At 55.3% G+C, this 25,328-nt stretch carries 25 protein-coding genes; 13 read left to right on the forward strand and 12 right to left on the reverse strand.

What is annotated here, in order from left to right; translation table 11 throughout:
* Positions 1–12: 12 nt before the first annotated feature.
* Positions 13–552 carry a GNAT family N-acetyltransferase gene (locus AAC086_RS14435; protein ID WP_339779600.1) on the forward strand — a complete coding sequence of 180 codons (540 nt, stop codon included), beginning with the start codon at positions 13–15 and terminating at the stop codon, positions 550–552.
* 80 nt (positions 553–632) lie between these two features.
* Here the strand turns inward: AAC086_RS14435 and AAC086_RS14440 are convergent, their stop codons facing one another.
* Positions 633–1,070 (reverse strand): DUF1178 family protein, encoded by a 438-nt coding sequence (locus tag AAC086_RS14440; protein WP_339779602.1) that lies wholly within the window; start codon positions 1,068–1,070, stop codon positions 633–635.
* Positions 1,071–1,682: 612 nt separating this feature from the next.
* Here AAC086_RS14440 and AAC086_RS14445 point away from each other — a divergent pair.
* From AAC086_RS14445 to AAC086_RS14460, 4 genes are all read left to right on the forward strand, one after another.
* A complete protein-coding gene (locus tag AAC086_RS14445; protein ID WP_339779604.1) occupies positions 1,683–3,170 on the forward strand; it encodes an alkaline phosphatase in 1,488 nt (495 codons plus the stop codon).
* A 73-nt stretch (positions 3,171–3,243) separates the two neighbouring features.
* Positions 3,244–3,684 carry a hypothetical protein gene (locus AAC086_RS14450; protein ID WP_339779606.1) on the forward strand — a complete coding sequence of 147 codons (441 nt, stop codon included), beginning with the start codon at positions 3,244–3,246 and terminating at the stop codon, positions 3,682–3,684.
* Positions 3,638–4,417 (forward strand): ATP-binding cassette domain-containing protein, encoded by a 780-nt coding sequence (locus AAC086_RS14455; protein ID WP_339779608.1) that lies wholly within the window; start codon positions 3,638–3,640, stop codon positions 4,415–4,417. Before AAC086_RS14450 ends, AAC086_RS14455 begins: the two co-directional genes overlap by 47 nt.
* Positions 4,414–5,700 (forward strand): ABC transporter permease, encoded by a 1,287-nt coding sequence (locus tag AAC086_RS14460; protein WP_339779609.1) that lies wholly within the window; start codon positions 4,414–4,416, stop codon positions 5,698–5,700. Before AAC086_RS14455 ends, AAC086_RS14460 begins: the two co-directional genes overlap by 4 nt.
* 78 nt (positions 5,701–5,778) lie before the next feature.
* Here AAC086_RS14460 and AAC086_RS14465 read toward each other — a convergent pair whose 3' ends face one another.
* The 4 genes from AAC086_RS14465 to AAC086_RS14480 form a co-directional block, all read right to left on the reverse strand.
* Positions 5,779–6,603, reverse strand: coding sequence for a carbon-nitrogen hydrolase family protein (locus AAC086_RS14465; RefSeq protein ID WP_339779611.1), 825 nt, complete (start codon positions 6,601–6,603; stop codon positions 5,779–5,781).
* 397 nt (positions 6,604–7,000) lie between these two features.
* A complete protein-coding gene (grxC, locus tag AAC086_RS14470; protein WP_339779613.1) occupies positions 7,001–7,258 on the reverse strand; it encodes a glutaredoxin 3 in 258 nt (85 codons plus the stop codon).
* Between the two features lie 81 nt (positions 7,259–7,339).
* Positions 7,340–8,176 carry a ComF family protein gene (locus tag AAC086_RS14475; protein ID WP_339779614.1) on the reverse strand — a complete coding sequence of 279 codons (837 nt, stop codon included), beginning with the start codon at positions 8,174–8,176 and terminating at the stop codon, positions 7,340–7,342.
* An 83-nt stretch (positions 8,177–8,259) separates the two neighbouring features.
* Positions 8,260–9,165 carry a LysR family transcriptional regulator gene (locus AAC086_RS14480; protein ID WP_339779616.1) on the reverse strand — a complete coding sequence of 302 codons (906 nt, stop codon included), beginning with the start codon at positions 9,163–9,165 and terminating at the stop codon, positions 8,260–8,262.
* A gap of 153 nt (positions 9,166–9,318) precedes the next feature.
* Between AAC086_RS14480 and AAC086_RS14485 the strand changes: the two genes are divergently transcribed.
* From AAC086_RS14485 to sfsA, 4 genes are all read left to right on the forward strand, one after another.
* A complete protein-coding gene (locus AAC086_RS14485) occupies positions 9,319–9,936 on the forward strand; it encodes a glutathione S-transferase (RefSeq protein WP_339779617.1) in 618 nt (205 codons plus the stop codon).
* A gap of 114 nt (positions 9,937–10,050) precedes the next feature.
* Positions 10,051–12,192: a pyridoxamine 5'-phosphate oxidase family protein gene (locus tag AAC086_RS14490; RefSeq protein ID WP_339779619.1), complete on the forward strand. Its 2,142-nt coding sequence runs from the start codon at positions 10,051–10,053 to the stop codon at positions 12,190–12,192.
* A 137-nt stretch (positions 12,193–12,329) separates the two neighbouring features.
* Positions 12,330–13,232, forward strand: a complete 903-nt coding sequence (locus tag AAC086_RS14495) for a methyltransferase domain-containing protein (RefSeq protein WP_339779621.1) — start codon at positions 12,330–12,332, stop codon at positions 13,230–13,232.
* 20 nt (positions 13,233–13,252) lie between these two features.
* Positions 13,253–13,969 (forward strand): DNA/RNA nuclease SfsA, encoded by a 717-nt coding sequence (sfsA, locus tag AAC086_RS14500; RefSeq protein WP_339779623.1) that lies wholly within the window; start codon positions 13,253–13,255, stop codon positions 13,967–13,969.
* Positions 13,970–13,991: 22 nt separating this feature from the next.
* Here the strand turns inward: sfsA and AAC086_RS14505 are convergent, their stop codons facing one another.
* A complete protein-coding gene (locus tag AAC086_RS14505; RefSeq protein WP_339779625.1) occupies positions 13,992–14,663 on the reverse strand; it encodes a GntR family transcriptional regulator in 672 nt (223 codons plus the stop codon).
* A 118-nt stretch (positions 14,664–14,781) separates the two neighbouring features.
* On the opposite strand from AAC086_RS14505, the gene AAC086_RS14510 reads away from it, so the two are divergent.
* Entirely contained in the window at positions 14,782–16,719 is a 1,938-nt protein-coding gene (locus tag AAC086_RS14510) for an alpha/beta hydrolase domain-containing protein (protein WP_339779626.1), read from the forward strand.
* A 332-nt stretch (positions 16,720–17,051) separates the two neighbouring features.
* The gene (gene map, locus AAC086_RS14515) at positions 17,052–17,858 is read left to right on the forward strand and encodes a type I methionyl aminopeptidase (RefSeq protein WP_339779627.1); all 807 of its coding nucleotides are present in this window, start codon (positions 17,052–17,054) and stop codon (positions 17,856–17,858) included.
* A gap of 80 nt (positions 17,859–17,938) precedes the next feature.
* On the opposite strand, the gene AAC086_RS14520 is transcribed toward map, so the two are convergent.
* The 5 genes from AAC086_RS14520 to AAC086_RS14540 form a co-directional block, all read right to left on the reverse strand.
* Positions 17,939–19,228 (reverse strand): MFS transporter, encoded by a 1,290-nt coding sequence (locus AAC086_RS14520; RefSeq protein ID WP_339779628.1) that lies wholly within the window; start codon positions 19,226–19,228, stop codon positions 17,939–17,941.
* Between the two features lie 70 nt (positions 19,229–19,298).
* Entirely contained in the window at positions 19,299–19,868 is a 570-nt protein-coding gene (locus AAC086_RS14525) for an isochorismatase family protein (protein WP_339779630.1), read from the reverse strand.
* A 309-nt stretch (positions 19,869–20,177) separates the two neighbouring features.
* Positions 20,178–20,639: a MarR family transcriptional regulator gene (locus AAC086_RS14530; RefSeq protein WP_339779631.1), complete on the reverse strand. Its 462-nt coding sequence runs from the start codon at positions 20,637–20,639 to the stop codon at positions 20,178–20,180.
* Positions 20,640–20,848: 209 nt separating this feature from the next.
* Positions 20,849–22,114, reverse strand: coding sequence for a beta-ketoacyl-ACP synthase II (gene fabF, locus AAC086_RS14535; protein WP_339779632.1), 1,266 nt, complete (start codon positions 22,112–22,114; stop codon positions 20,849–20,851).
* A gap of 34 nt (positions 22,115–22,148) precedes the next feature.
* On the reverse strand, positions 22,149–22,580 hold the full coding sequence (locus AAC086_RS14540) for a MarR family winged helix-turn-helix transcriptional regulator (RefSeq protein ID WP_339779633.1): 432 nt from the start codon (positions 22,578–22,580) through the stop codon (positions 22,149–22,151).
* Between the two features lie 159 nt (positions 22,581–22,739).
* On the opposite strand from AAC086_RS14540, the gene radC reads away from it, so the two are divergent.
* Both radC and AAC086_RS14550 read left to right on the forward strand, forming a co-directional pair.
* Positions 22,740–23,699 carry a DNA repair protein RadC gene (radC, locus tag AAC086_RS14545; protein WP_339779634.1) on the forward strand — a complete coding sequence of 320 codons (960 nt, stop codon included), beginning with the start codon at positions 22,740–22,742 and terminating at the stop codon, positions 23,697–23,699.
* Positions 23,699–24,091, forward strand: coding sequence for a VOC family protein (locus AAC086_RS14550; RefSeq protein ID WP_339779635.1), 393 nt, complete (start codon positions 23,699–23,701; stop codon positions 24,089–24,091). Before radC ends, AAC086_RS14550 begins: the two co-directional genes overlap by 1 nt.
* Here AAC086_RS14550 and AAC086_RS14555 read toward each other — a convergent pair.
* A complete protein-coding gene (locus AAC086_RS14555; RefSeq protein WP_339779636.1) occupies positions 24,088–25,302 on the reverse strand; it encodes an ROK family transcriptional regulator in 1,215 nt (404 codons plus the stop codon). The genes AAC086_RS14550 and AAC086_RS14555 overlap by 4 nt on opposite strands.
* Between the last annotated feature and the right edge of the window lie 26 nt (positions 25,303–25,328).

Here is a 25,328-nt window from a genome sequence, read left to right on the forward strand (position 1 = left end):
GAAAAACCGATAATGACCCAGCAACCGACCCTTACCACCGAACGCTTGTTACTTGAACCCTTTGGCGAGGCCCACGTGCCCGCACTGGCGCGCGCCGACATGGATGCGCGGGTCATGCGCTATATTCGCGAACCCAGCCCCGATTACGAATCAGCCAAAAACCGCATTCGCGAAATCCTGATGCGCGATGATGGCCCGCAAGGGGTTTGGGGGGTGCGTTTGCGCGATACCAGCCAGGTCATCGGTCTGGGCATTTTGCGCCCGCTGCCCGATGGCAGCGACATCGAAGTCGGCTACCGCCTTTTGGTGCCGCACTGGGGCAAGGGCTATGCCACCGAAATTGCCGCCGGTCTGATCAATTATGGTTTTGAAACCCTGAAACTGCCCAGCATCGTGGCAACATTCGATGCCGAAAATGACGCGTCGCGCCACGTTTTAACAAAATGCGGCTTGCGCGATGATGGCACAACAACCGCCTATCACGCATCAGGCACACCGCTGGTTCGACTGAGCCTTGAAAACTGGTCCGGCGATATGGCCGCGCAGGCATAAATAGACAAAACCCAAGACCGGCTCAAAAATGAGCTTGTCCCTGATCGCCCCATACGATGCCGATCAACCGGGCCAGGTATTCAGTTCTTTTCGCTCTTGTCATCGACCCATGGCAAGGCATGAACATCAATGCCCTCATCAACCAGTTCGACAGCTTCCTTAATGGTTGCTTCGCCATAGATGCCGCGTTTTTCGGTTTCGCCATAATAGATCTTGCGGGCTTCCTCGGCAAAGCCGGCACCGACATTTTCGCAGTTGCTTTCAACCTGCTGGCGCAATTCGGCCAGAACTTTGTGGGTTGCTTCGGCGATGGTGGCCTTTTTGCGGTTTTCCGCCGCCGTTTCCTTTTGTCGCGAAGTCCTAAGGCGCGGCGCCATCAGGGCCTTGCTCACCTGGTCAGACCCGCACATTGGACACGAAAGCTCGCCACTGGTCGATTGCGCCTCATATGTCGCACTGTCGCGAAACCAGCCTTCAAATTCGTGGTCATGGTTACATTTTAGCTGAAACAGAATCATGATTGCGTTTGGTCAAGTCGTGTTAAAAGTTTGTGAACGGAAAAGTCTGTGGTTGATATATGGCGATTTTATCGAAAAAGACCAGCACTACCGTGCCGACAAGCAATGATTCACAGATGATTTCGTTTAAGCATGGCAAATCAATCCAACCAGCTGACAGGCTCCGCCCAAAACGCGCCCTTTGAAACAAACCAACGGGGACACGTGGGCCGTTCATACGTCCCCATACCGCAACCCTGGATTAAACATATTGGAAACCCGCTATGGCGAAGGCCATAAAATTGCGCCATCACCATCATGGCAGCAAGTCGATTTCCCCAAGGATTATCCACGTTCTGGTCCTAATCTTTAAAAAGAAGAGCGCCAAACCGAAAACAACCGAAGATGAAATATCACTCGCCCTCTTCACGACTGTGAACCAGTTCACATTTACCCGCGATCATTTAAATTATATCAACAATTTCAATACATTATCAGATTGAATAATTCCGAAAACGATTGTCACCATGCAATCATTTTTCTGTCACAGAACCGTTGCAGATACCACCTATAATCCCGTCGCGAACCGAGGGGGTCCTGCCCCCTTAATTGTTTCACAAGGGGGTAAAATTGATGAAACGCGTTCTTTGGGCTACCGCACTTGCCAGCAGCATGTGCTCTACCGCAGCTTTCGCTGCCGACAAATTGCCGCAGGCCGAAAATCCGTATTACACGGCCGCTCAGCAGGAATTGCAGCTGAAACTTGCCGACAAACCGAACACCAACAAAGCCAAAAACATCATTTTGTTTGTTGGCGATGGCATGAGCATTCCGACCATCACCGCAGCGCGCATTTTTGAAGGCCAGCAGCGCGGTGTTGAAGGAGAAACCAACAGCCTGGTATTTGGTCAGTTCCCGAATGTGGCCCTGTCAAAAACCTATACCCATGACGGCCAGATCGCCGATTCTGCACCGACGGCATCTGCCATGATGAGTGGCGTTAAATCCAATAACGGCACCATCGGTGTTTCCGGCGACGTTAAACGCAAAGACTGTGCCGCACAGCTTAAAATGCCGACCGTCTCGCTGGCCGAACGCGCTGAACTGCTGGGCATGTCCACCGGTATCGTTTCCACCGCCCGCCTGACCCATGCCACCCCGGCCGCGGTTTATGCCCACACCGCTGATCGCAACTGGGAAAGCGACGGCGACCTGCCGGAAGATGCCAAAAAGAATGGCTGCCCCGATATTGCATCACAGCTTGTTGCCTGGGCACCGGGCGACGGTTTTGAAGTTGCCTTTGGCGGCGGTCGCCGCATGTTCATGGACAAAACCATGGCCGATCCGGAAGACACGGGCAAAACCGGCCAACGTACCGATGGTCGCGATTTGACCGCTGAATGGGTCAAACGCTATGGCAATGACGGCGCATTTGTCTGGAACGAAGAACAGTTCAAGGCCATTGACCCGACCAAGACCAAGCACGTTCTGGCCCTGTTTGAACGGTCGCACATGAAATATGAAACCGACCGCGCCAAGGATGCCGGTGGCGAACCCAGCCTGGCCGAAATGACCGGCAAAGCCATCGACATGCTGTCGCAGAATGACAAGGGTTTCTTCCTGATGGTTGAAGCCGGTCGTATCGACCATGCCCATCACGAAGGCAATGCCTACCGTGCCCTGCAAGATACCGTCGCCCTGAACGACGCTGTTAAAATGGCCCTGTCGAAAGTTAAAACCGACGACACCCTGGTGATCGTTACCGCCGACCACAGCCACACCATGACCATTTCCGGTTATTCCAAGCGTGGCAACCCGATCATGGGCCTGTCCGAAGAAAAAGGCGACGATGGCAAACCTTACACCACCCTTGGCTATATGAACGGCCCGGGTGCGCTGAAAGACGAACTGCGCGCCGATCTGACCAATGTTGACACCCAGGACCCGGACTTCCTGCAACAGGCCTTGGTACCGATGAGCAGCGAAACCCACGCCGGTGACGACGTTGCGATTTTCGCAACCGGCCCGTCGGCCTACCTGTTCCACGGTGTTGTTGAACAGAACTTCATCTATCACGTCATGGATTACGCCGCCAAAGTTGAAGACCAGTTGGCAAAGTAAGCCCGTAACGGCACGTACAGGTAAAACCGGCCGTAAATCTTTGCGGCCGGTTTTCTCATTTGGAGGCTCCCCCATGATCCTTGATCGTCGCAACTTTCTTATTGGCAGCAGTGCCGCCCTTTTAGGGCTGGCCGCAGGCACCCTGCCCGCCCGTGCCGCCGAAACCATCAAAATTCGCGATATTTACAAAAATCAGAACGAATTTTCCGATACCGCCAAACGTCTGGCAGGCAAGCACATTGAAATTCCCGGTTTTATGGCACCTCCGCTTAAAGCTGATGCCAATTTCTTTGTTCTGACCAAACGGCCGATGTCGGTGTGCCCGTTTTGTGAAACCAGTGCGGACTGGCCCAACGACATTGTCTTTGTCCGCATGCACAAAAAACTTGATGCCGTTCGTTTCAACCGCCCCATCATCGCCCGTGGTGTATTGGAACTTGGCGTTGCCAAAGATCAGGAGACCGGATTTGTCAGCCTCGTCCGACTTGTCGATGCCAGCTTCGACCTCGTCTGAAACCGCATCTGCCGCCAAAACTGACACTGGCGATAACAACAACACCAGAAAAAGCCCGGCCCTTGAAATAAACGATTTATCGCTTGGCTTTGGCAAACAGGCCGCCCCGATCCTGTCTTTGCCCCATCTTGTGGTTGCGCCGGGAACGTTGTTGGGCATTGCCGGACCATCAGGGTCGGGGAAGTCATCGCTGCTCTATTTGCTCAGTGGCCTGTTACGCCCTGGCAAAGGATCGGTTCATTGGGGCGATACGGACCTGACATCCTTGTCCGAAGGGGCATGTGATGCCTGGCGGCGCCAGCATGTCGGTTTTATTTTTCAGGATTTCCATCTGATCGGCGAACTGGCCCCGCTGGAAAATGTTTTGCTGCCTGCCGGATTTCATGGCTGGCGCATCCCTGCCGATTTACGCGCGCGCGCAACCACCCTGCTGGATCTGGTCGGGGTGCCCACCAATCGCGGGTCGGTGGTCGATTTATCGCGCGGCGAACAGCAACGTGTCGCCATTGCCCGCGCGCTTTTGTTTGATCCGCCCATTTTGCTGGCCGATGAACCCACAGCCAGCCTTGATGCCGTTGCCGCCGATAATTGCGCCGACATCCTGTTTACCTATGCGCGCAACAACAACCGCACATTAATTGTGGTCAGCCATGATCACACCGTGATCGACCGATGTGCCCGTGTTCTGCATTTTGACAAAGGCCGACTTTTAACCAAAACGGAGGCCGCATGAACCCGTTCCCCATCGTTTTCGCCAGCCTGCGCCGCCATTGGATAATGAATACACTATTCATCGCCCTTATTGCCGTTGCCGTGGCGATTGGTGTTGGCATTACCGCCCAGGAACGCGCCCTGCGCCAGGGCAGCGCCCATGCCGCCGACAAATTTGATATTCTGGTGGCCGCCCCGGGCAGCCATACCGACATTGTCATGAACACCATTTTCCTGCGTCCCTCGGCGGTCAATCTGCTTGAAGGGCCGATATGGTCAAAATTGCTGGATGATGACCGCGTCGATTTTGCCGCGCCGCTGGCCTTTGGCGATTCCTGGCACGATCACAGCATCATTGGCTCCACCGCCCAATTTATCGACTATCTTTCTGGCGGCCTGCATGATGGCACCATATTTGCCGACCACGAAGAAGCCGTGATTGGCGCTGCCGTGCCGCTTGAGATTGGCGACACATTCGAGCCCGCCCACGGCCACGGCTTGGAAGCCGAAGAACAGCATCATCACGGCGTTAACATCACCGTTGTTGGCCGCATGAATGCCACCGGCACCCCTTGGGACAGCGCCATTATCGTGCCGGTCGAACAGGTATGGGAAGTTCATTCGCTTGCCAGCGGGCACGCCGAAGACGACCATGACGATGACCATGATCACGCCGCCACCGGCAGCGCAGAACATGCCGATCATGAAGATCATGAGCACGAGCAAGAAACCGTAAAACTTGGCCCGCCATTTGACGGACTGGACCTGCCCGGTGTTCCGGCAATGGTGGTGCACCCCAAATCTGTTGCGGGTGCCTATGGCATCCGGTCCAGCTATCGCACCGACCACAGCACGGCGTTTTTCCCTGCCGAAGTGCTGGTGGAAATGTATCAGATGCTGGGCAATGCGGGCACGGTCATGCGCTGGATGGCGCTGGGCACACAGGCGCTGGTGGTTGCCGCCATTTTGGCCGCTGTCCTGGCCTTGATGCAAATCTACCGCAAACAGTTTGCCGTTTTGCGCGCCCTTGGTGCCCCACGCAGCTATATTTTCGGCTCGATCTGGTTGTATGTGGCAATATTGGTGGTATTCGGGGCGGCCATCGGGCTGGCACTGGGCTGGGGGGTGGCGCAGGCCGTGTCACAGGTTTTCACCGCCGAAACCGGCATGTCCATGACCGCCACCATCGGCAGGCCGGAACTTGGCCTTGCGGCTGGCTTTGTCATTATCGGCTTTGCCCTGGCCCTGGTCCCGGCCTTTATGCTGTATCGCAAACCCGTGGTCGAGGCCCTGCGCGGGTCATAACCGCATGTCCTCACGCCACTGAAAACCAAAGGACCGGCCTCCAAAGCCGGTCCTTTATTTTGTTAGAGATGGCTTTGATCAAGCCGGGCGATAAGCATGATCATTGCGCAGGGATGGCACCATCGCGCGGACTTCGTTCACCCGTTCCAGATCAATTTCGGCGGTGATAAAGCCAGGCTCTGTGCCGCCATCGGCCAGCACAACGCCCCACGGATCAATCATCAGCGAATGGCCAAATGTTTGCCGCCCGCCCGGATGATCGCCGCATTGGGCCGCTGCAATCACAAAACAACCGGTTTCAATGGCGCGCGCGCGCAATAAGGTATGCCAATGCGCCTGCCCGGTTGTGCGGGTAAAGGCGGCGGGCACGGTAAGCACCGATGCGCCTGCCTTGGCATAGTTGCGAAACAAATGTGGAAAGCGCACATCATAACAAATCGCCAAACCGATATTGGCCTGGTCGGTTTTAACCAGCCGGGCGGCATCGCCAGGGCGGAAGGTTTTGCTTTCGCGGTATGATTCGCCATTGGCAAGGTCCACATCAAACATGTGGATTTTGTCATAGGATGCCAAAACCGCACCATCCGGGCCAATCGCATAACAGCGGTTGGCAACGCGGTCTTCACCAGGCACGCTAACGTGAAGAGACCCGACAATCAGCGTGCTTTCAAGTTCGCGTGCCAAATCAACGAAAAACGCCAGTGCCGGATGATCCTTTTCGGCAAAGGCTGCGGCACGCACCTTTTCACCGCCAAACGACATCATCGATACATTTTCGGGAAACGTGATCAACCGGGCCCCGGCGGCATGGGCATCGCGCGCATAAACAGCCGCACGCGCCAGATTGCCCTGCATGTCATCGTGGCTGTTTACCTGAACACAGGCAGCAGTAAAACGGGTCATGGTGCATTCTCCTTGTCCGACAAAGCCGGTCATTGTTGCTTTTGAACAATAAAGCACGTTTCCTTTAATATGGCCCATTTTGTTTGTTTTTGGCGTGTCGTTTGGCAAGGCACAGCGCGCTGCGGCGCATCGGGCGAGCGGTGTAACGCCACCAAACACCGCCAAAAACAAACCCTGTGGGCCAGCTCAGTCTGCCGCCTGGCTGCGTCGAAATCCTTGTCCGTAAACCCATTACGCCCGGCGGACTTCTTCTTGCCAGGTGGCAGACTGAGCTGGCAAAATGGGTCATATTAAAGGAAAAGTGCTTTAAAGCATGAAAAACGGCGCGAAAAAGTCAAAAACAAAAAAGGACGGCCCGCATTGTGCGCAGCCGCCCCTTTTTAAAAGCGCGTGTCAATTATGCCGACAGCATTTTATCCAGGCCGCCCCTGGCGTTTAAGGCCATAAGCTCGTCACAGCCACCAATATGCTGATCATTGATAAAGATCTGCGGCACACTGGTCCTGCCACCGGCACGATCCATCATTTCCTTTTTGCGGCGCGGCTCCATCATGATGTCAATCACGTTATATTCTGCGTGCTTGTCATCAAGCAACTTGCGCGCCCGCTTGCAATAGGGGCACCAGTCGGTTGCGTACACTTCAATTTTCGCCATCAATTCAATTCCTTTTATCCCGGGCTTCTGACCCGCAATATCTGTTTGTTCAGGCCTGTATAGCAGATAATTTCCCGTTCGTCAGCGTACCACCCGCGCAATTGTGATCAGGTCCACCTGCATGGCTCCGGCTTTTTTTAACACATGCGCACAGGCCGCCGCCGTGGCCCCTGTGGTTAAAACATCGTCCACCAGCACAATTTTGCGGCCTGCCACATCGTAGCGCGCCGCCATTTTGGCCGATATGGCAAAGGCCCCTTGTACCTCGCGCAGGCGCGAGGATCGGCCCAAACCGGCCAGGCTGCGGGTTTTGCGTTTGCGGGTGATTAAATCGGGCGCAAACAAAATGCCGGTCTGTTTTGATAACGCCGCCGCCAGCAACCCCGATTGATTATAACGGCGCATCAATAACCGGCTGCGATGCAGCGGGACAGGTACAAGCAATGTCGCATCGAGCCAAAAATCCTGCCCGGCCTGCATCATCCAGCGGGTTAAAAGCGGGGTTAGATCGGTCCGGTCACCATGTTTATAGCGCAGCACATAATCCCGGCTGCCATCATCATAAATCAGGGCCGCCCGGGCCCGGTCATAGGGCGGTACATGGCGCAAACACGGACCGCATAAAACGCCACCGGCAAATATGCGCCCCTGTGCCGCCACATCCTCGGCCGGGGCCAGCATTTCCACTGGCATTAATTCAAACGGATACCCACAACAGGCACAAAAAGGCGGCGACACAAACCGCAAGGCCGACCAGCAACTGGCACACAGGGCATGGGGGGCATCGCTGATCATGCCGCATCCGCCGCACCGTGCGGGCAACAAACCGCGCAAAACGGCCTGCCAAATCGCCGTACCGACCTTTTGCGCCGATGCCCGATAGCCCGGCATGTCATCGTGTTGATCAGAATTATCCATTTTGCCCCCGGCCCCCGCATATGCGCCCACCCGCAAACGGCCTGTCATCCCGGCATTTAAGCACCTGCCACCCGGCACGACAATTATTCGTATTTGCGAACCGCCGGATTGGTCCGCAAACGATCCGTTGCAAAATCAATAAAGGCCCGCACCTTGGCCGATGCCCGTCGCCCTTCGGGATGAACCAGATGAATGGGCACCGGGTTTTCGTCATATTGCGCCAGCACCGTTTCAAGCTGGCCCGATGCCAAAGCCGGACTGACCTGATAGGACAACAGCCGGACAATGCCCCAGCCATCCATCGCGGCTTGCAGGGCGGCATCGGTGGCATTGGTTAACAAGGTAGGCTGTATTGCCACCGCAATTTTTTCGGCCCGGCCAAACCGCCATTCCTGCGTTGTTGGCGGGTTGGTGGTGCCAATAATGCGATGTGTCGCCAAATCCCCCGGCTTTTCCGGTCTGCCATGCGCCGCGAAATAGGCAGGTGCCGCACATACCAGTCGTTTAACCGCACCAACCCGCACCGCACTTAAGCCTGAATCCGCCAGATGGCCAATCCGCACCGCCAGGTCCATGCCTTCCTCAACCACATTTACCACCCGGTCCAGCAACAAGACCTGCCCGCGCATACCGGGATTTTCATCCAAAAACGCCATCAGGATCGGCATGACAAACATTTTACCAAACAAGACCGGGGCGGTAATGGTCAAGGTGCCGGTCGGGGTGGCATAGGCACCACCCGCTGAGGCTTCCGCTTCGGCCAGATCATCAAGGATGCGGCGGCAATCGCGCAGGTAACGATCCCCGGCTTCGGTCAGCTTTACGCTGCGCGTGGTGCGGGTTAACAGCCGCGCGCCGGTAATTTCTTCCAAAAAGGCAATGGCACGGGTAACGGCAGGCGGGCTCATACGCAAATCCCGTCCGGCTTGGGCAAAACTGCCACAATCGGCCACGCGGATAAAAACCTTCATTGCCTGCCAGCGATCCATTATTTGCCTTTATGCACCATGACGGAAAACGGCCTTTTATTATTCCGCCATACGGAACAGTAAATTCCAAATACTCTATCTTAATCATCGCCATTGAAACAATCATAATCGCTTCGTCACCCGCTGCCATCCCCTTTTTCAAAGGCACATGTTATGAAGCTTTATGATTTCCCGCTTTCCGGCCATGCCCACCGTGCGCATCTGTTTTTATCGCTGATTGATGTGGATTTTGAACTGGTCGCCGTCGACCTTGCCAGTGGCGAACACAAAAAGCCGCCCTTTCTGGCGCTAAACCCGTTCGGGCAGGTGCCCGTGCTTGAAGATGACGGTTTTATCGTCCCCGATTCAATTGCCATCATGGTGTATGTCGCCAAAAAATACGGCAAAACTGACTGGCTGCCTGAAGACCCGCAACAGGCCGCCCAAATCCAGCGCTGGTTATCGGTTGCGGCCGGGCAAATCGCCTATGGTCCCTGTGCGGCACGCCTGGTCACAGTATTTGGTGCCGATTTTAACGCCAATGAAGTCATTGCCCGGGCGCACAGTATTTTAACACTGATCGACGCCGAACTGGCCAACCGTGACTGGCTGGTGACCAACCGCGCCACCATCGCCGATATCGCGCTTTACAGCTATATCGTTCAGGCACCGGAAGGAAATGTCGATATCAGCTTCTATCACGACGTCGCCAAATGGCTCCGCCAGATCGAGGCTTTGCCGGGCTTCGTCCCCTTCCCGACAAGCAAAGCCGGTTTGCGCGCGATCAGCTAATCCTCCCCCTTCACAACCGATATTTCAAACGCCCGACACGGCAGGCGACCCAACCTTCTTTCTCAGGGTCGCCGCTGCCTTTTGCGTGCTTTATCCCCAACAAAGGTCATTCCCATGTCGATGTCATATTCTCCGCCCGCATCTGAAACATGGCATGAAGGGGAGCTTGCCCTTCATCAGCACATGGGAATTACCGGGCAAATGGCCGCTATCGGTCAACGTGCCATTCGCGACCACATGATCGAACAGCACCGCACCTTCTTTGCCAGGCTGCCCTTTGTGGTTTTGGGAACAGTCGATAATCAGGATAATGCCTGGGCAACAATCCGTACCGGAAACCCCGGTTTTATGCAGGCAAAAAACGACAAAACACTACAAATCAGCGTAGCCCCCAACAGCAATGACCCGGCGCAAAATGGCCTTTCCAGCGGCTCTGCAATCGGCATTTTGGGGATCGAACCTGAAACCCGGCGTCGCAACCGCATGAATGGCAGCATTGCCAATTCTGGCGAGGCCCGGTTTGATATTTCTGTCCATCACAGCTTTGGCAACTGCCCGCAATATATTCGCCTGCGCGACCATTATTTCGTTGCAGAAAATCCGGCTGATGAAAACATCCGGCATATCGACCATATCGATACGTTTGGCCAAAACCTGATCAAAAACGCCGATACATTTTTTGTCGCCAGCTATGCAGACCGCGCCATTGCCCCGCGCCCTGCAACGGCCCAATCCACCCCGAACACGCGGCGCGAAATTGATGTCTCGCACCGGGGCGGCAAGCCCGGCTTTGTCCGGCTTGATGATGATGGCGGCCTGACCATCCCCGACTTTGCCGGGAACCTGTTTTTCAACACGCTGGGCAATATCTTGCAAACAGGCCGTGCCGGGCTGCTTTTTGCCGATTTTGAAACCGGCACCGTTTTACAAATGACAGGCCGGGCGGAAGTCCTGCTTGACAGCCCCGAAACTGCCCATTTTCAAGGGGCGGAACGCCTGTGGCGTTTCATACCCGCCAAAGTCGTCATCCGCGAAAAGGCCCTGGCCCTGCGCTGGCACCCGCGCGATGCAGGCCAATCCCCCAACAGCCTGTTAACCGGCAACTGGGACGAGGCGGCACAACGCGCGCGTGCGGCACGGCTGGCAACTGAGTGGCGGCCGCTTGAAGTGGTCCGCATTGTCGATGAAAGCCGTTCTGTGCGGTCATTCTATCTTGCCCCGCCCCAAAACCGGCAAGATATCACAAACACCGATGCCGCCGGGCTTGTTCCGCCGCACGCCGGGCAGTTCCTGCCCATCCGCATCACGATGCCCGATAACAGCACACCAGTTCGCACCTATACCTTGTCGTCCTCACCGGTGGATCAACATTATCGCATCAGTGTCGCCCGCCAGACCACTGTATCGCGTCATTTACATGCGACGATTGCCGTTGGCGACATCATCGAAGCCCGCGCGCCACAGGGCAATTTTGTGCCAGATGCCCTGTCAAACCGGCCCGTCGTCATGATGGCTGGCGGCATTGGCATTACCCCCATGATCGCGATGTTGCACCACATGCTTTACGAAGCCCGTCGTGCCCGGCGTTTTCGTCCCTGCTGGCTGTTTTATGCCGCACGCAGCAAGGAAGACCGCGCCTTTGATCGCGAACTGGCCGATCTGGAAAAAGCATCGCAGGGCATGTTTAACATTATCCGGGTTCTAAGCGATACCGATAACGCCCTGACAAGGCAGGACTATGATGCCAGCGGCCACATCGATATGGATCTTTTGCAATCCCGCCTGCCGTTTGACGACTACGACTTTTACCTGTGCGGCCCACCCGGTTTTATGCAGGCAATGTATGACGGGTTACGGGGCAAAAACATTGCCGATGCCCGCATCCATGCCGAGGCCTTTGGCCCCGCCAGTGTGATCCGCACCGTTGATTCCAACCCGGCAAACAGTGTTTCGGGCGACAAACCACCCGCCACCATTTCCGATGTGCCGGTCGAAGTTAATTTCGCCAGAAGCGGTAAAACCGCGCCCTGGCACCCCGACAAAAACCAGACCTTGCTGGACCTGGCCGAGGCAGCAGGCCTGAGCCCGGAATACGGGTGTCGCAGTGGAAATTGTGGAAGCTGCAAGGTCGGGATCGTGCAGGGCGATGTTGCCTATGCCAGCCAGCCTTCAGCAAGCCGGGACGCCAATAGTGCCTTTTTATGCTGCGCCATGCCTGCCGCAGGTGCCAACACCAGGCTGGTGCTTGATATCTGAATGATACAAATTTGAATATGCCTGCCTTGTCGCCAGTTGCCCGATCAAGACAGCCAAAATCGATGATCCATTGCACGCCTGCCCTGTGCGGTCTATTTATGGGCCAACTTGCCAATTCCCGCACAATGGAGCCTCTGATGAGCGATCCGATTACGGTGTTTGATCGCCGTATCCTGAAAATGCGCCGCGACCGCGCAGCAGCCCGGTCGCAGGACTATAATTTCCTGTTTGCCGAAACCGCCGAACGACTGGCAGACCGGCTGGACGATACCACACGCCGCTTTCCCACCGCCCTTGATCTGGGCTGTCACAGTGGCGAACTGGGCCAGATCATTGGCAAACGCGGCGGTATTGAAACCCTGTTTCAATCGGACATTTCGCCTGGTTATGCCCGCAACGCCCAAAATGCTGCCGTCAAACACCCCACCCTTGTCGCGGACGAGGAATTTTTGCCTTTTGCCCGCGGCTCGTTAGATTTGATCCTGTCGAACCTGTCGTTGCACTGGGTGAATGATTTGCCCGGCATGTTGCTTCAGGCCCGCCAGGCATTAAAACCCGACGGGTTCTTTTTGGCATCGATGCTGGGCGGGGAAACGCTAAAAGATTTGCGCGATGCCCTGATGACCGCCGAGGCGGAAGAAGAAGGCGGGGTATCGCCGCGTATTTCGCCGTTTATTGATGTCCGCGATGCCGGCGCACTTTTGCAACGCAGCGGCTTTGCCCTGCCGGTGGTGGATATTGATGACATCACGGTCGATTACCAAGACGCGCTAAAACTGATGCGCGACCTTTCGGGTATGGGCGAAAGCAACCTGATTTTAAAGCGCAGCAAGAAATTCACCAAACGCAGCACCCTTGCCCGTGCTGCTGCCATTTATCACGACCGCCACGCCCGGCCCGATGGACGGGTCAATGCCCGTTTTCAGGTCGTATATCTAACCGCATGGGCACCTGATGAAAGCCAGCCCAAACCGCTGCGCCGGGGCAGTGGACAGGTTAGTCTGGTGGATTTTTTGAGCGATGACTTACCAAAACAATAACGAAAAACAGGGCTAAATTCATGGACCTTCCCCAGCCGCTTTTGCGAGGCCGCCTGATCCAGCGATACAAGCGTTTTCTGGCCGATATTGAACTGGAAAATGGCGATATTATCACCGCGCATTGTGCCAATCCCGGTGCGATGACCGGGCTAAAGGATGCCGGAATGCCAGTGTGGGTTTCAATATCGGACAACCCCAAACGCAAACTGAAACATAGCTGGGAATTATGCCAGGTGGGCGAGGCGATGGTGGGCATTAACACATCCCACCCCAATGCCATCGTTGCCGAAGCGATTGAAAGCGGCAAAATCCCCGAACTGGCGGGCTATCAAACCCTGAAGCGCGAAGTGAAATACGGGCAGAATTCGCGGATCGATATTTTGCTGTCCGACCCCGATAAAGGCCTGTGTTACGTCGAAATCAAAAACGTCCATTTAAAACGCGATAATGCCATTCCCGGCCTTGCCGAATTTCCCGATGCGGTCACAAAACGCGGGGCAAAGCACCTTGATGAAATGGCCGACATGGTCGCCCAGGGTCACCGCGCGGTGATGTTTTACCTGATCCAGCGCACCGATTGCGCAGCCTTCACCCTGGCTGCCGACATTGACCCGCATTATGCCGCCCGTTTCAAGACCGCCACAGCACGCGGGGTTGAAGCCATTGCCTATGATTGCGCCATTGATCCATCATCGGTCACGGTGCGCAATAAACTGCCTGTTTTGCCAACCAGCTAAGGCGAAAGGTCTGGCAGGCACATTAGCGATCTTTTGTTGCCTTGATCCGAATGTGATCGAGATTGGCAACCAGATCGCTAAACCGGTCGCCTTGCACCTTGACGTGGGCCAGCAAAAGGGCGCGTGTCGCCTCGGCATCGCCGCCCAGAATATTTTCAATGATCGCCTGATGTTCATCAAACGATGCCTTCATCCGGTTGCGAACCCGAAGCTGGAGGCGACGATAGGGCCTGAGCCTTCGATGCAAAAACGCACATTGTTCCGTCAAAAAGCTGTTTTGGCTGGCGGAATAGATCGCATGGTGAAACGCCTCGTTTTCATAATAATAGGCGTCGGTATCCTCGTTATTGGCCGCTTCCTGGCATCGATCATGCGCGCTTAAAAGCAAGTCCTTATCGTCGGGCGTATGCCTGCGCGCGGCCAAAGCACCTGCCATCCCTTCAAGCTCCGCCATCACCTCAAACATCTCAAAGACATATTTGGGGCCGTGATCGGCCACAACGGCCCCCCGGCGCGGTCGAAACTCAATCAAACCGATGGCACTTAATTGCATAAGGGCTTCTCGGATCGGGGTGCGTGATACGCCAAACCGCGCCGCTAACTGCGTTTCGTCCAGTCGTTCGCCGGGCGCAAAATCGCCTGTAAGAATCCCGTTCTCGATATCGTCTCTCAGCTTGTGAAATGTGCTTCCCATAAACCCTTACACCGCATACGTATTTTTACCTCTTGTATACAAGAATGTTGACTCTGCACACAAAAACAACAAATGATTTATATCCCAAGAAACAATTCAATCAAAAAGGGAGGAAACAATGCAGAAAAAAATAACACTGCCCGCACTGCTTGCACTCGGCATTATGAATATCGGCGCGTCAAGCGATGCCCTTGCCCGCGTCACCGGTTTTGAAATCACGTCAAAAAGCACTGCTTTTGAAGGCATGCCATTTCCCAAGATCGGCACCTATGATCGCATTGATGCCAAGGCAACCTTTGCCATCGACCCAAAATCACCGCGCGTTGCCAACATTGTCGATATTGACAAAGTCCCGGTGAACAAACAGGGCGAAATCGTATTTTCGACCGAGGTTTCCATTCTACAGCCGACAGACACCGCTAAAAAATCCGGTTTGCTTTTCTATGAGGTCCCAAACCGCGGGCGTAATCTCAGCTTTATGCTTTTGAACCGGTCTGCCTCTTCAGATATCCCGCAAAAAGCAGGCGATGCGGGCGATGGCTTTTTGATGTTGCGGGGCGATACGGTGGTGTGGTCCGGGTGGCAAAGCGATTTGCCCGCATCCGCCCTCAATCTTGACCTTCCTGTGCTTGACGACATAACAGGCCCGTCACGCGAACAGTTCATTTTTGACAAACCGGGCAAAACCGGCACAGGCACCCTGACCTATCCCGCCGCCGACCTTGACCCGACAAAAGCAATTCTAACCGTGCGCGAGAACGAAAATGATCGCCGCACAACGCCCGCCGGGCTTTCTTTTACATATATAAGCCCCACCGAAATTGAAATTACCCGCCCCGAGGGCATGGATGCCGGTGCCATTTACGATTTCGTTTACCCGGCCAAAGATCCGGTCCCCCAGGGGCTTTCTTTCGTTGCGACCAGCGATGTCGTTTCTTTCCTGCGGGGCAATCCGGGCCACGATGCCCAGGACCCGCTCACTGGCATCAAACACACCTTGGGACTGGGCATTTCGCAATCAGGACGTTTCCTGCGCGATTTTATTTATCAGGGCTTTAATGCCGACGAAACCGGCGCCAAGGTTTTCGACGGTGCCATGCCCCACATTGCCGGTTCACGCAAAACCTACACCAATTACCGTTTTGCCCAACCGGGCCGTTATTCACGCCAGCATGAAGACCACGATTATCCCGGCGACCAGTTTCCCTTTACCTACACCAAAACAACCGACCCCTTAACGGGCAAACAGGATTCCATTCTTGAAACCTGTGGTAAAACCAACACCTGCCCCAAGATCATGCATACCGATACCTCGACCGAGTTTTGGCAGGCCCGCGCGTCATTGGTCTCAACATCGCCAGACGGCAAACCGCTTGATATGCCCGCAAACGTTCGGCTTTATTTTATTGAGGGTTCCCCCCATTTCAATGGCTGGGCGACTGCATCAAAAATGGACCCGGTTTGCGCTTACCCCACCAACCCGCTCAGTGCGGCCCCTGTCATGCGGGCCTTATATGCACAAATGGCAAACTGGATTACGCAGGGCAAAACACCCGTTGCCAGCCGCTATCCGAACCTTAAGGATGGTACATTGACGCCATTGGCCGATTTCAAAATGCCCATGTTTGGCGACATGGCCCCCGTACCGGCCTATAACGTGCTGCAAGTCATGGATCATTCGGTCGTCCCGCCCAAACGCGGTGCCACTTACCCGGCCTATGTCCCGCCGCTTGATGCCAATGGCAACCCGACCGGTGGTGTTGCCTTGCCCTATGTCGCGGCACCTTTGGGCACCTATGCCGGCTGGAACCTGCGCAATGATGGCTATGCCCCGGGCGAATTGTGCAGCCTGACCGGGCTTTTTGTGCCTTTTGAAAACAATGCATCTGGCGATGGCCGCAAAAGCCTTGCGCAACACTATCAAAATCAAGCCGACTATTTAAACAGTGTGCGCGCGGCATCACAGAACCTGATCAAGCAGGGATATATGCTCCCGGACGACATCGGTTATGTGATGGAAAAAGCAAAGGCGCAAAGCGCCAATCTGCCCAACTAACCATATACGCATGATCTGCATTCTCGTGCAGGACACATAACCTTAAGCTCGCCTTTTTGGCGGGCTTTTTCATATCGCGAACCGACCTTGATATGATCGGCAAGTTACCCTTCATAACGGCGCGCTTTTCGCCCTTTGCCCCATTTCCCGTAAACATGATGCAGAACAAAGCCATTTACCCCCTAAAAAGGCACAATAACCCCTTGTTAGGGCATGATTGCGCGCCCAATCCTTGCGTCTTGCCTGGACAACGATTATTTCAGTAAGCTGCAAACAAGCATTTATGAGCATGGGGTTTCCCCATACGGACCGCCAACACAAGGAGAATTCGGTTGGCAAACGGAAAAGTAAAGATTCACGGCCCCGAAGCCTTTGAAGGCATGCGCGCCGCCGGTCGGCTGGCTGCGGAAGTACTGGACTTCATCACCCCCTATGTCGTGCCCGGCGTAACCACGGGCAAACTTGACGATTTGTGCGATCAGTATATTCGCGATCATGGTGCTATTTCAGCCTGCCTTGGCTATCGCGGGTTTCCCAAATCAACCTGCACATCGATCAATCATGTGGTTTGCCACGGCATCCCCGGGGATAAAAAACTGCAAAATGGCGACATCATGAATATTGATGTTACCGTTATTCTTGATGGCTGGTTTGGCGATACAAGCCGCATGTATATTGCGGGCACCCCCAAGGTGATGGCGCAGCGTTTAGTGGATGTGACCTATGAAGCGTTGTGGCGCGGTATTCGGGCGGTAAAGCCCGGCGCGACATTGGGCGATATTGGCCATGCTATTCAGTCCTATGCCGAATCTGAACGGTTTTCGGTCGTCCGCGATTTTTGCGGTCATGGTCTGGGGCAGGTTTTTCATGATGCGCCCAATATCCTGCATTATGGCAAACCGGGCGAAGGGCTGGTTTTGGAACCGGGCATGATTTTCACCATCGAACCCATGATCAACCAGGGCACCTATGAATGCAAGGTTCTGTCCGATGGCTGGACAGCCGTTACCCGCGACCGCAAGCTTTCCGCACAGTTTGAACATTCGCTGGCGGTGACCGAAGATGGGTACGAAATTTTCACCCGTTCCCCCGCCGGGCTTGAAAAGCCACCCTACGAAATCAGTGACGCTGCCGAATAATAAATTACGCAGCCTTCATTCGCAAAAAGGGTAGACCGGCTTGATTTCGGTCTGCCCTTTTTTGTTCAGTTTGGCTGACATCACTCGGCGGCAAGGGTAACCTTGGGGACCTCGTTAACCAGAATGCGCCATCGCCCGTCAACACGGCGAATACGCATTTCGCGATATTTAAACAGATAAACCAACGCCACCAATGCTGCGGCAATTCCCGAAAGGGCGGCAACACCCAGCGCCCAGCGCGGCCCGTAATAATCGGCAATCCAGCCCACAATCGGCGCGCCAATCGGCGTGCCGCCCATAACAATCGCCATGCGAATCGCCATAACCCGTCCGCGCATCATCGGGTCGGTTGAAAGCTGGATCAAACCGTTGCTGGAACTTAAAAACACCAGTGCGGCCACCCCGATCACCACCAGGGCGCCTCCGAACAGGGCGTAGCTGGGCATCAGGGCCGCCAGAATACATCCCAGCCCGAAAACCAGCGCCCCATAAAACAACAGGCCAATTTGCGGCGTTGCCCGCTGCGCGGAAAACAGCGACCCCATCACGGTGCCCACCGCCATGAGCGAGGACAGCATGCCAAATTGCCCGGCACCGGAATGAAAAACCGTCACGGCCATTGTCGAAATGAAAATGGGGAAATTCAGCCCGAAAGTCCCGATCAAAAACAGCATCAGCATGATCGCCACAAGGTCCGGTCGCCCTGCCACATAGCGAAACCCGCTTACCAGATTGCCGCGCCCGCGCAGAGGCCGTCGGGTTACCTTAAGGTCCTGTTTGCGGATCATCACAAGCGAGGTCAGCACACCGGCAAAGGAGGCGGCATTGAGCAAAAAGACCCAACCCGTTCCCACCACCGCAATCAGGACGCCAGCCACCGCCGGGCCAATCATGCGGGCGGCGTTAAAGGAGGTGGAATTGAGTGCGATGGCATTGGAAAGATAGCTTTCGGGCACCAGGTCGGACACAAAGGTTTGCCGGGCCGGAGCATCAAAGGCGGCAACACAGCCCAGCAAAAACGCAAACACATAGACATGCCAAAGTGCGACAAGCCCGGTCAGCGTTAGAATGCCCAGCCCCAGCCCCAAAAGCCCCATCAAAAATTGCGTAACCATCAGCAATTTGCGGCGGTCAAAATAATCGGCCGCAAAGCCGGTAAAAGGCAGCATCAACAGCTGCGGGCCAAATTGCAGGCCCATGACAATGCCGACGGCGGTTGAATTATGATTGGTCAGTTCGGTCAGAACGATCCAGTCCTGGGCTGTGCGCTGCATCCATGTGCCCGTATTCGACACAATCGCCCCACCGGCCCAGACCCGGTAATTGTAAATCGCGAGCGACCGAAACGTGCCTTTCATCGGATTTTTCATCACATCGCCCCCCATAATCGGGCGGAATAATGATTGGCCCGAAATTTCCGGGACCCTTTTTTCTGTCCTGTCATTTGCGGGGACCTTCCCCATCAAGACAGGACAAAATATCCTCAACTGTGCCGGTTTCGCCCAGGCGCGGGAAAATGCGGGTCACACTATTAACATGGGCGTCTTCGTTCATGTCGGTCATCGCATCAACTGCCAGCGTCACATTCAGGCCCCGTTCATGGGCCTGCCGTGCGGTGGATTCCACACCGATGCTTGTCGCGATACCCGCAATCACAACCTGCGTGACGCCGTGCTGTGCCAGATAATCGGCCAGATCGGTGTTGCTAAAGGCGCCCCATGTGCGTTTGGTCACCAGATGGTCGCTGGCACAGCCCGCCAACTCGGGTGCCAGATCGGCCCAGTCCGGCGGCAAGGTTGCGGTGCGGGCCGGTTGTTCATTTCGCCCCGGCGCCATGCCCGCAACATTGACCAACACCACCGGCAAATTGCGCGCCCGAAACGCACCTGCCAGCTTTAGCGATTTTGCCAGAACACCCCCCACGTTATGAACGGTGGGATAAGCCATAATACCCTTTTGCAAATCAATCACGATCAGGGCGGTTTGGGGATCAAGGACGGTAACAGGCATGGGGCGCAATCCTTTTTTTGGGGCGAAACAAAGACGGTATTCGGGCAGAGAATGGAAAGTGGAAGGCGGGGAAGTAAAATATGAAAGACGGGGAGAGCAAATTTCGGACCTTGACAGGACGCAACGAGGCCCTGGTCATATCGAACACTCAGATCGCGGGGATGCAGGAACGGTAAGGTCGATCGACGAGACGGCAAGATAAGAACGACGCGAGCCATCTTTGGACGGTGGCGATCCGGTCATGGCGCATTCAAAATTCGAAATGTGCAACCAGATGCAAGTCAAACAGCATTGTCTTTGCCAGGGGCGCTAGCTATCGACGATGCGGCGCAAAAGATTGGTGGCATCGGAAAGTGTTTGTTGCTCCTGCTTTGAAAAGTTTTCCAAAATCGCGTGATACAGCCAGTCTTCGCGCACAGCGCGGCTGGCCTGCATCCATTCCCGACACGACGGGGTTAACGACAACAGGGTTTGCCGCCCGTCATTCGGGTCCGGTTCGCCCACAACCAGCCCGGCGGCGACCAACGCGGCAATATGCGGGCCCATCGATTGCGGACGCACCCCTTCAGCCCGGGCCAGCACGGTAACCGTGGCCGGGCCATCCTTTTCCAGATGGCGCAATACCGATTTTTGCGTCCAGTTCAAATCACCCAAATGCGCCTGCGCCCGCAATTTGCGCCGCAACGTCCCAATAATGGCGTGCAGTTCCGTGGCAAGGGCAAGCGTCGACGGCGAAGCGGTATGGTCGGCTTTGTGAGCGGCGTTTGTCATGATGTGGCTTTCATATACAAAGGCAATCTACCAAGTTTACCTTTCTATACCAGCAAAAATAGAGCAAGCCCGAAGATTGTCAAGCGCGCCCGACAACAATTTTAAAGATTAAAACCAGCGCGCCAAACGCTCTGAACCATAGCGCACAACACAATAAAAACGGCCAGCCCCGCAAAAGCGAAAGGCTGGCCGCCATAAAACAGGTGTCATTAAATTGCGCTTAACAACAAAGATGCGTTCACACCGCCAAAACCAAACCCGTTGCAAAGGGCATGTTTCAGGTCCGCCTTGCGGGCATGGTTGGGCACAAAATCCAGATCTTCCATGCCGTCATCAACCTGATGAAGGTTAAGGGTCGGCGGCAGAATGCCATCGCGCAGGGCAAGTGCGGTAAAGATCGCCTCGACCCCGCCCGCAGCCCCCAGCAAATGCCCGATGGCCGACTTGGTTGATGAAACAGGAATATTTGGCAAATCTTGGCCAAAAACCCGGCGCAAAGCCGCAATTTCAGCCCGGTCGCCAACCGGGGTGGATGTCGCATGGGCATTAACATAGCCAATATCGGCCCCGCCAAGCCCCGCCATGCGCAACGCCGCCTGGATCGCAAGCGCACAGCCCGATCCATCTTCGGGGCCTGCGGTCAGATGATAAGCATCGGCACTGGTGCCATAGCCGGTAACTTCCACCAGGGGTGTTGCCCCCCGAGCCCGGGCATGTTCCAGCGTTTCAATCACCATCAGACCGGCCCCCTCGCCCATCACAAACCCGTCGCGGTCGCGATCAAACGGGCGGGAGGCTTCCTGGGGGGCGTCGTTGCGGGTTGACAGGGCGCGCACGGCCGAAAAACCACCAATCGACAGGCGATCAACACAGCCTTCGGTGCCCCCCGCCAGCACAACATCGGCTTCGCCTGACCTGATCATGCGCACACCATCGCCAATTGCCTGCAAGCCAGCAGCACAGGCGGTAACCGGCGCGCCAATCGGCCCGCGAAAACCATGCTGGATCGACACATTGCCCGCCGCCATATTGGCCAGAAAAGACGGCACAACAAACGGCGAAATTCGCGACGGCCCCCGATCAAGCAAAACTTCCTCGGCATGGGTAATCACCGGCAAACCACCAATCCCGGTGCCAATCACGGTAGCGGTGCGGTCTTTTGCATCCTGATCAAGGTCGGTCCAACCGGCTTGCGCCAGGGCCTGCCGGGCGGCACTAAGGGCGTAAATCGTAAACAGATCGACCTTTTTGCGATCTTTTTTAGAAATAACCTCGCCCTCGTTCAAGCCCGCCGGGTGTTGCGTATGATCGGGAACCAGACCGGCAAACCGGGTGGGCAAATCGCTGCTGTCAAACCGGTTGTGGGTGACAACACCCGACTGACCGGCAATCAGGCGTTGCCACACAGCATCAAGTCCACATCCCAGTGGCGTTACAAGGCCCATTCCTGTGACCACGATCCGCTGTGTCATCATACCCTCGTCTTCATATAAAAAATGTTGATCAAAATTATCCGCCGATGCTGGCGATTAAGGCCAATGCCTGCTGGGTAGCATGCCAGTTATCCGCCCCGATCTCGCGATAGGTCGTGGATTGCAATTTTTCCCAAACCGGCACAATTTGTCTTACCTTTTCCGCCCCTTGTGCGGTCAAAGAAAAAACCTGCGTTTTACCCTGCCCGGTTTGGTCGGGTGCAATCATACCGTCACGTTGCAATACGGCAAGGTTGCGCGTCAACGCACTTCTTTCAAGCCCCAGTTGACGGGCAAGATTGCTAATAGATTGAAAACCACCCCTGGCGATGCAAAACAGCAAGGACGCCTGCGTACATTGCAAACCATAGGGTTTTAGCAACACGTTATAGCGCCGCGTAATTGCACGCGCCGCCTTGCGGCTTTTTAACACCAAACATTCATCAATCAGGGTGTCGGGCAATGGCATAATCATTCCGATTGCTTATCTTGTGCATATACACAAGTCAAACAAATTCGGAATTTTGCGCAATCATCCCCGTCAACACGTGCTGCCCACTGGACAGCGACGGCAGGGCGACGCAAACTGTCGGTGCAACGTCAAATTGCATCAACGCAGGAGCCCGCCGTGAGTGCCGACAAACCCCGCCAACCCGCCCAATCCACCATCGATGACGGTAGCCGGGTTTATTTTAATCCTGCGGAACAAGTGGCCGATAGCACCACACACGGCGCGCGAACTCCTGGCGCATTCTCGCCAGGGGCCACCCCTGCGGATAAAACCGATAAAAAAGTCCCGGCAAAAAAGCGCACGGCCCGCACTGGCACGGCCGATACCGATGGCCTCGCGCCTGATCCCCGCGATGACGAAACAGCGGCAGCATCACCACAATTGCAATTGCCCGCCAAACCACCAAAACCGCACTATTTTGGCCACCGCCAACGCCTGCGCGAACGGTTTTTAAAAGGCGGAAATGCCGCGCTGGCCGAATATGAATTGCTGGAACTATTGCTGTGCATGGCCATCCCGCGCGGCGATGTTAAACCGCTGGCGAAATCACTGATTGACCGTTTTGGTAATCTGGCCGGGGTCCTAACCGCCGATCAGACCGAACTGGCAAGCTGCAAAGGCATTGGCGAAGCTGCAATCGCCGCCATCAAAATTGCCGAGGCCAGCGCCCAGGTTTTGTCCCGCGAACGGGCAATGGAACTGCCGGTGATTGCATCGTGGGAACAGTTGATTGATTATTGCCGCGTAAGGCTGGGCCACCGCAAAACCGAAGAATTGCACTTGCTGTTTCTAGATCGTAAAAACCGCCTGATTGCCGATGAATGCCACCAGACCGGCACGGTTGACCACACCCCGGTTTATCCGCGCGAAGTGATCAAACGCGCGTTGGAACTGCACGCATCGGCCCTCATTCTGGTGCATAACCACCCCAGCGGCGATGCCACACCATCCCGTGGCGATATTGAGATGACCCGCAAAATTGTTGAAGCCGCAAAGGCCATGGATATAAATGTACATGATCACATCATTATCAGCCAGGCGGGGTATAATTCGTTTAAAACGCTGGGGCTTATGTAATGCCTGTCATTGGTCAATTTTCAATTGTCGTCGATGATTATGACGATGCAATTGCCTTTTATTGCAATAAGATCGGGTTTGACCTGATTGAAGATACCGATATGGGCGATGGCAAACGCTGGGTTTTAATCGCACCGCCACGTGCGCCCGTAAACGCAACCCGGATTTTGCTGGCCCGGGCGGTTAACGACACTCAAAAACGCGCTGTCGGCCAGCAAACTGGCGGGCGGGTCGGTTTCTTCCTGATGACGGATGATTTTAAAACAGATCATGCCCGTATGGCTGAAAACGGCGTTCGTTTTTTGGAAGCCCCACGCCACGAACCCTATGGCATTGTTGCCGTGTTTGAAGATTTATACGGCAACAAGTGGGATTTATTGCAACCCGCCTAATCGCGAACTTTCAGCATATTGTGGAAATCCGGGATCATTTCCTGATAAATCGGCAAGGCTGCCGCCCCGCGTGCCGCCGAATAGGTACTGGCATCGCCAATATGAACGGGCACATGCGCGCCGGTGGGCGCCGGGCCGCCAGCATCCTGCAATCTTGTCACTTCCCGCCACAGGGCGGTTAAAATCGGTTCGGGCAGCAACCCGCCCAATATAATCGCCTGCGGGTTTAGCATGCTTGAAATGATCTGAAATGTTGTTGCCAGATGTGGGGCTGCCTGATCGATCCAGTTGCGAACCGGAATGTCATCGGGCGACATGGCAGAAAGCCGGGTTAGCTTGTGATCAAGCACCAGATCATCGCGATGGGCGGCGTCAAATTCATCATACAGCGCCAATAACGATACATACCGTTCAAGGCACCCCTGGCGCCCACAACCACATTTGCGGCCATTGGCCTTGATCGGGATATGGCCGATTTCACCCGCCGCCCCCTGGGCCCCCCGAATGATCCGCCCGTCTAAAAACAGCCCGGCACCAAGGCCATGACCGATAAAGATATAAACGAAATTATCAAGCTCGCGCGCGATGCCATACAGCTTTTCCGAAATCGCTGCCGCGTCGGCGTCATTTTCAACAAAAACCGGGCAACCCGCCTTGGCCGTCATGGCGCTGGCAAGATCAAAACTTTCCCAGCCCGGCGCGATACCGGTTGGTCCGGCAATGCCAACGGGGCCCGGCATGGCAATGCCTATTCCGATATTGCGATCCGGGTCCAGTCCGGACGTCACAATAATGTCCTGGCTGGCCGCAACCAGAAGATCAACGGTCTGATGCGGGTCGGGATGATTGATTTGCAGGCTGGAACGGGCGCGTTCTTCGCCAAGCAGGTCCACTAAAACAGCATCTATCTGCGTACCACTTAGCTGAAAGCCAATGGCAAAACCGCCTTGCGGGTTCAGACGATAAGGCCGGGCGGGCTGACCCCGTTTTTGGCGCACCGGTTCCCCGGCCAGCAAAAGCCCGGCTTCTTCCAGCTCGGCGACAAGGTTTGACACGGCCTGGGCCGACAGATTGGTAATGCGGGTAATATCGGCGCGAGACAACCCGTCACGGCGCCGAACCGCATCGAGAATCGCACGACGGTTATGACTTTTGGCATGCAGAAGATTGGTGCCCGTGACACTTTCTGACAGTTTTTCTTTTGGCACCATTGCCTTCCTCCATTTTTTCCATTATT

It is taken from the genome of uncultured Thalassospira sp., from assembly GCF_963976115.1.
Classification (GTDB): domain Bacteria; phylum Pseudomonadota; class Alphaproteobacteria; order Rhodospirillales; family Thalassospiraceae; genus Thalassospira.

Excerpts from the sequence above, each read along its gene's own strand:
- AAC086_RS14435 (WP_339779600.1), top strand. The coding sequence starts at position 13 with ATGACCCAGCAACCGACCCTTACCACCGAACGCTTGTTACTTGAACCC.
- AAC086_RS14440 (WP_339779602.1), bottom strand. The coding sequence starts at position 1,070 with ATGATTCTGTTTCAGCTAAAATGTAACCATGACCACGAATTTGAAGGC.
- AAC086_RS14445 (WP_339779604.1), top strand. The coding sequence starts at position 1,683 with ATGAAACGCGTTCTTTGGGCTACCGCACTTGCCAGCAGCATGTGCTCT.
- AAC086_RS14450 (WP_339779606.1), top strand. The coding sequence starts at position 3,244 with ATGATCCTTGATCGTCGCAACTTTCTTATTGGCAGCAGTGCCGCCCTT.
- AAC086_RS14460 (WP_339779609.1), top strand. The coding sequence starts at position 4,414 with ATGAACCCGTTCCCCATCGTTTTCGCCAGCCTGCGCCGCCATTGGATA.
- AAC086_RS14465 (WP_339779611.1), bottom strand. The coding sequence starts at position 6,603 with ATGACCCGTTTTACTGCTGCCTGTGTTCAGGTAAACAGCCACGATGAC.
- grxC (WP_339779613.1), bottom strand. The coding sequence starts at position 7,258 with ATGGCGAAAATTGAAGTGTACGCAACCGACTGGTGCCCCTATTGCAAG.
- AAC086_RS14475 (WP_339779614.1), bottom strand. The coding sequence starts at position 8,176 with ATGGATAATTCTGATCAACACGATGACATGCCGGGCTATCGGGCATCG.
- AAC086_RS14480 (WP_339779616.1), bottom strand. The coding sequence starts at position 9,165 with ATGGATCGCTGGCAGGCAATGAAGGTTTTTATCCGCGTGGCCGATTGT.
- AAC086_RS14485 (WP_339779617.1), top strand. The coding sequence starts at position 9,319 with ATGAAGCTTTATGATTTCCCGCTTTCCGGCCATGCCCACCGTGCGCAT.
- AAC086_RS14490 (WP_339779619.1), top strand. The coding sequence starts at position 10,051 with ATGTCGATGTCATATTCTCCGCCCGCATCTGAAACATGGCATGAAGGG.
- AAC086_RS14495 (WP_339779621.1), top strand. The coding sequence starts at position 12,330 with ATGAGCGATCCGATTACGGTGTTTGATCGCCGTATCCTGAAAATGCGC.
- sfsA (WP_339779623.1), top strand. The coding sequence starts at position 13,253 with ATGGACCTTCCCCAGCCGCTTTTGCGAGGCCGCCTGATCCAGCGATAC.
- AAC086_RS14505 (WP_339779625.1), bottom strand. The coding sequence starts at position 14,663 with ATGGGAAGCACATTTCACAAGCTGAGAGACGATATCGAGAACGGGATT.
- AAC086_RS14510 (WP_339779626.1), top strand. The coding sequence starts at position 14,782 with ATGCAGAAAAAAATAACACTGCCCGCACTGCTTGCACTCGGCATTATG.
- AAC086_RS14520 (WP_339779628.1), bottom strand. The coding sequence starts at position 19,228 with ATGAAAAATCCGATGAAAGGCACGTTTCGGTCGCTCGCGATTTACAAT.
- AAC086_RS14525 (WP_339779630.1), bottom strand. The coding sequence starts at position 19,868 with ATGCCTGTTACCGTCCTTGATCCCCAAACCGCCCTGATCGTGATTGAT.
- AAC086_RS14530 (WP_339779631.1), bottom strand. The coding sequence starts at position 20,639 with ATGACAAACGCCGCTCACAAAGCCGACCATACCGCTTCGCCGTCGACG.
- fabF (WP_339779632.1), bottom strand. The coding sequence starts at position 22,114 with ATGATGACACAGCGGATCGTGGTCACAGGAATGGGCCTTGTAACGCCA.
- AAC086_RS14540 (WP_339779633.1), bottom strand. The coding sequence starts at position 22,580 with ATGCCATTGCCCGACACCCTGATTGATGAATGTTTGGTGTTAAAAAGC.
- AAC086_RS14550 (WP_339779635.1), top strand. The coding sequence starts at position 23,699 with ATGCCTGTCATTGGTCAATTTTCAATTGTCGTCGATGATTATGACGAT.
- AAC086_RS14555 (WP_339779636.1), bottom strand. The coding sequence starts at position 25,302 with ATGGTGCCAAAAGAAAAACTGTCAGAAAGTGTCACGGGCACCAATCTT.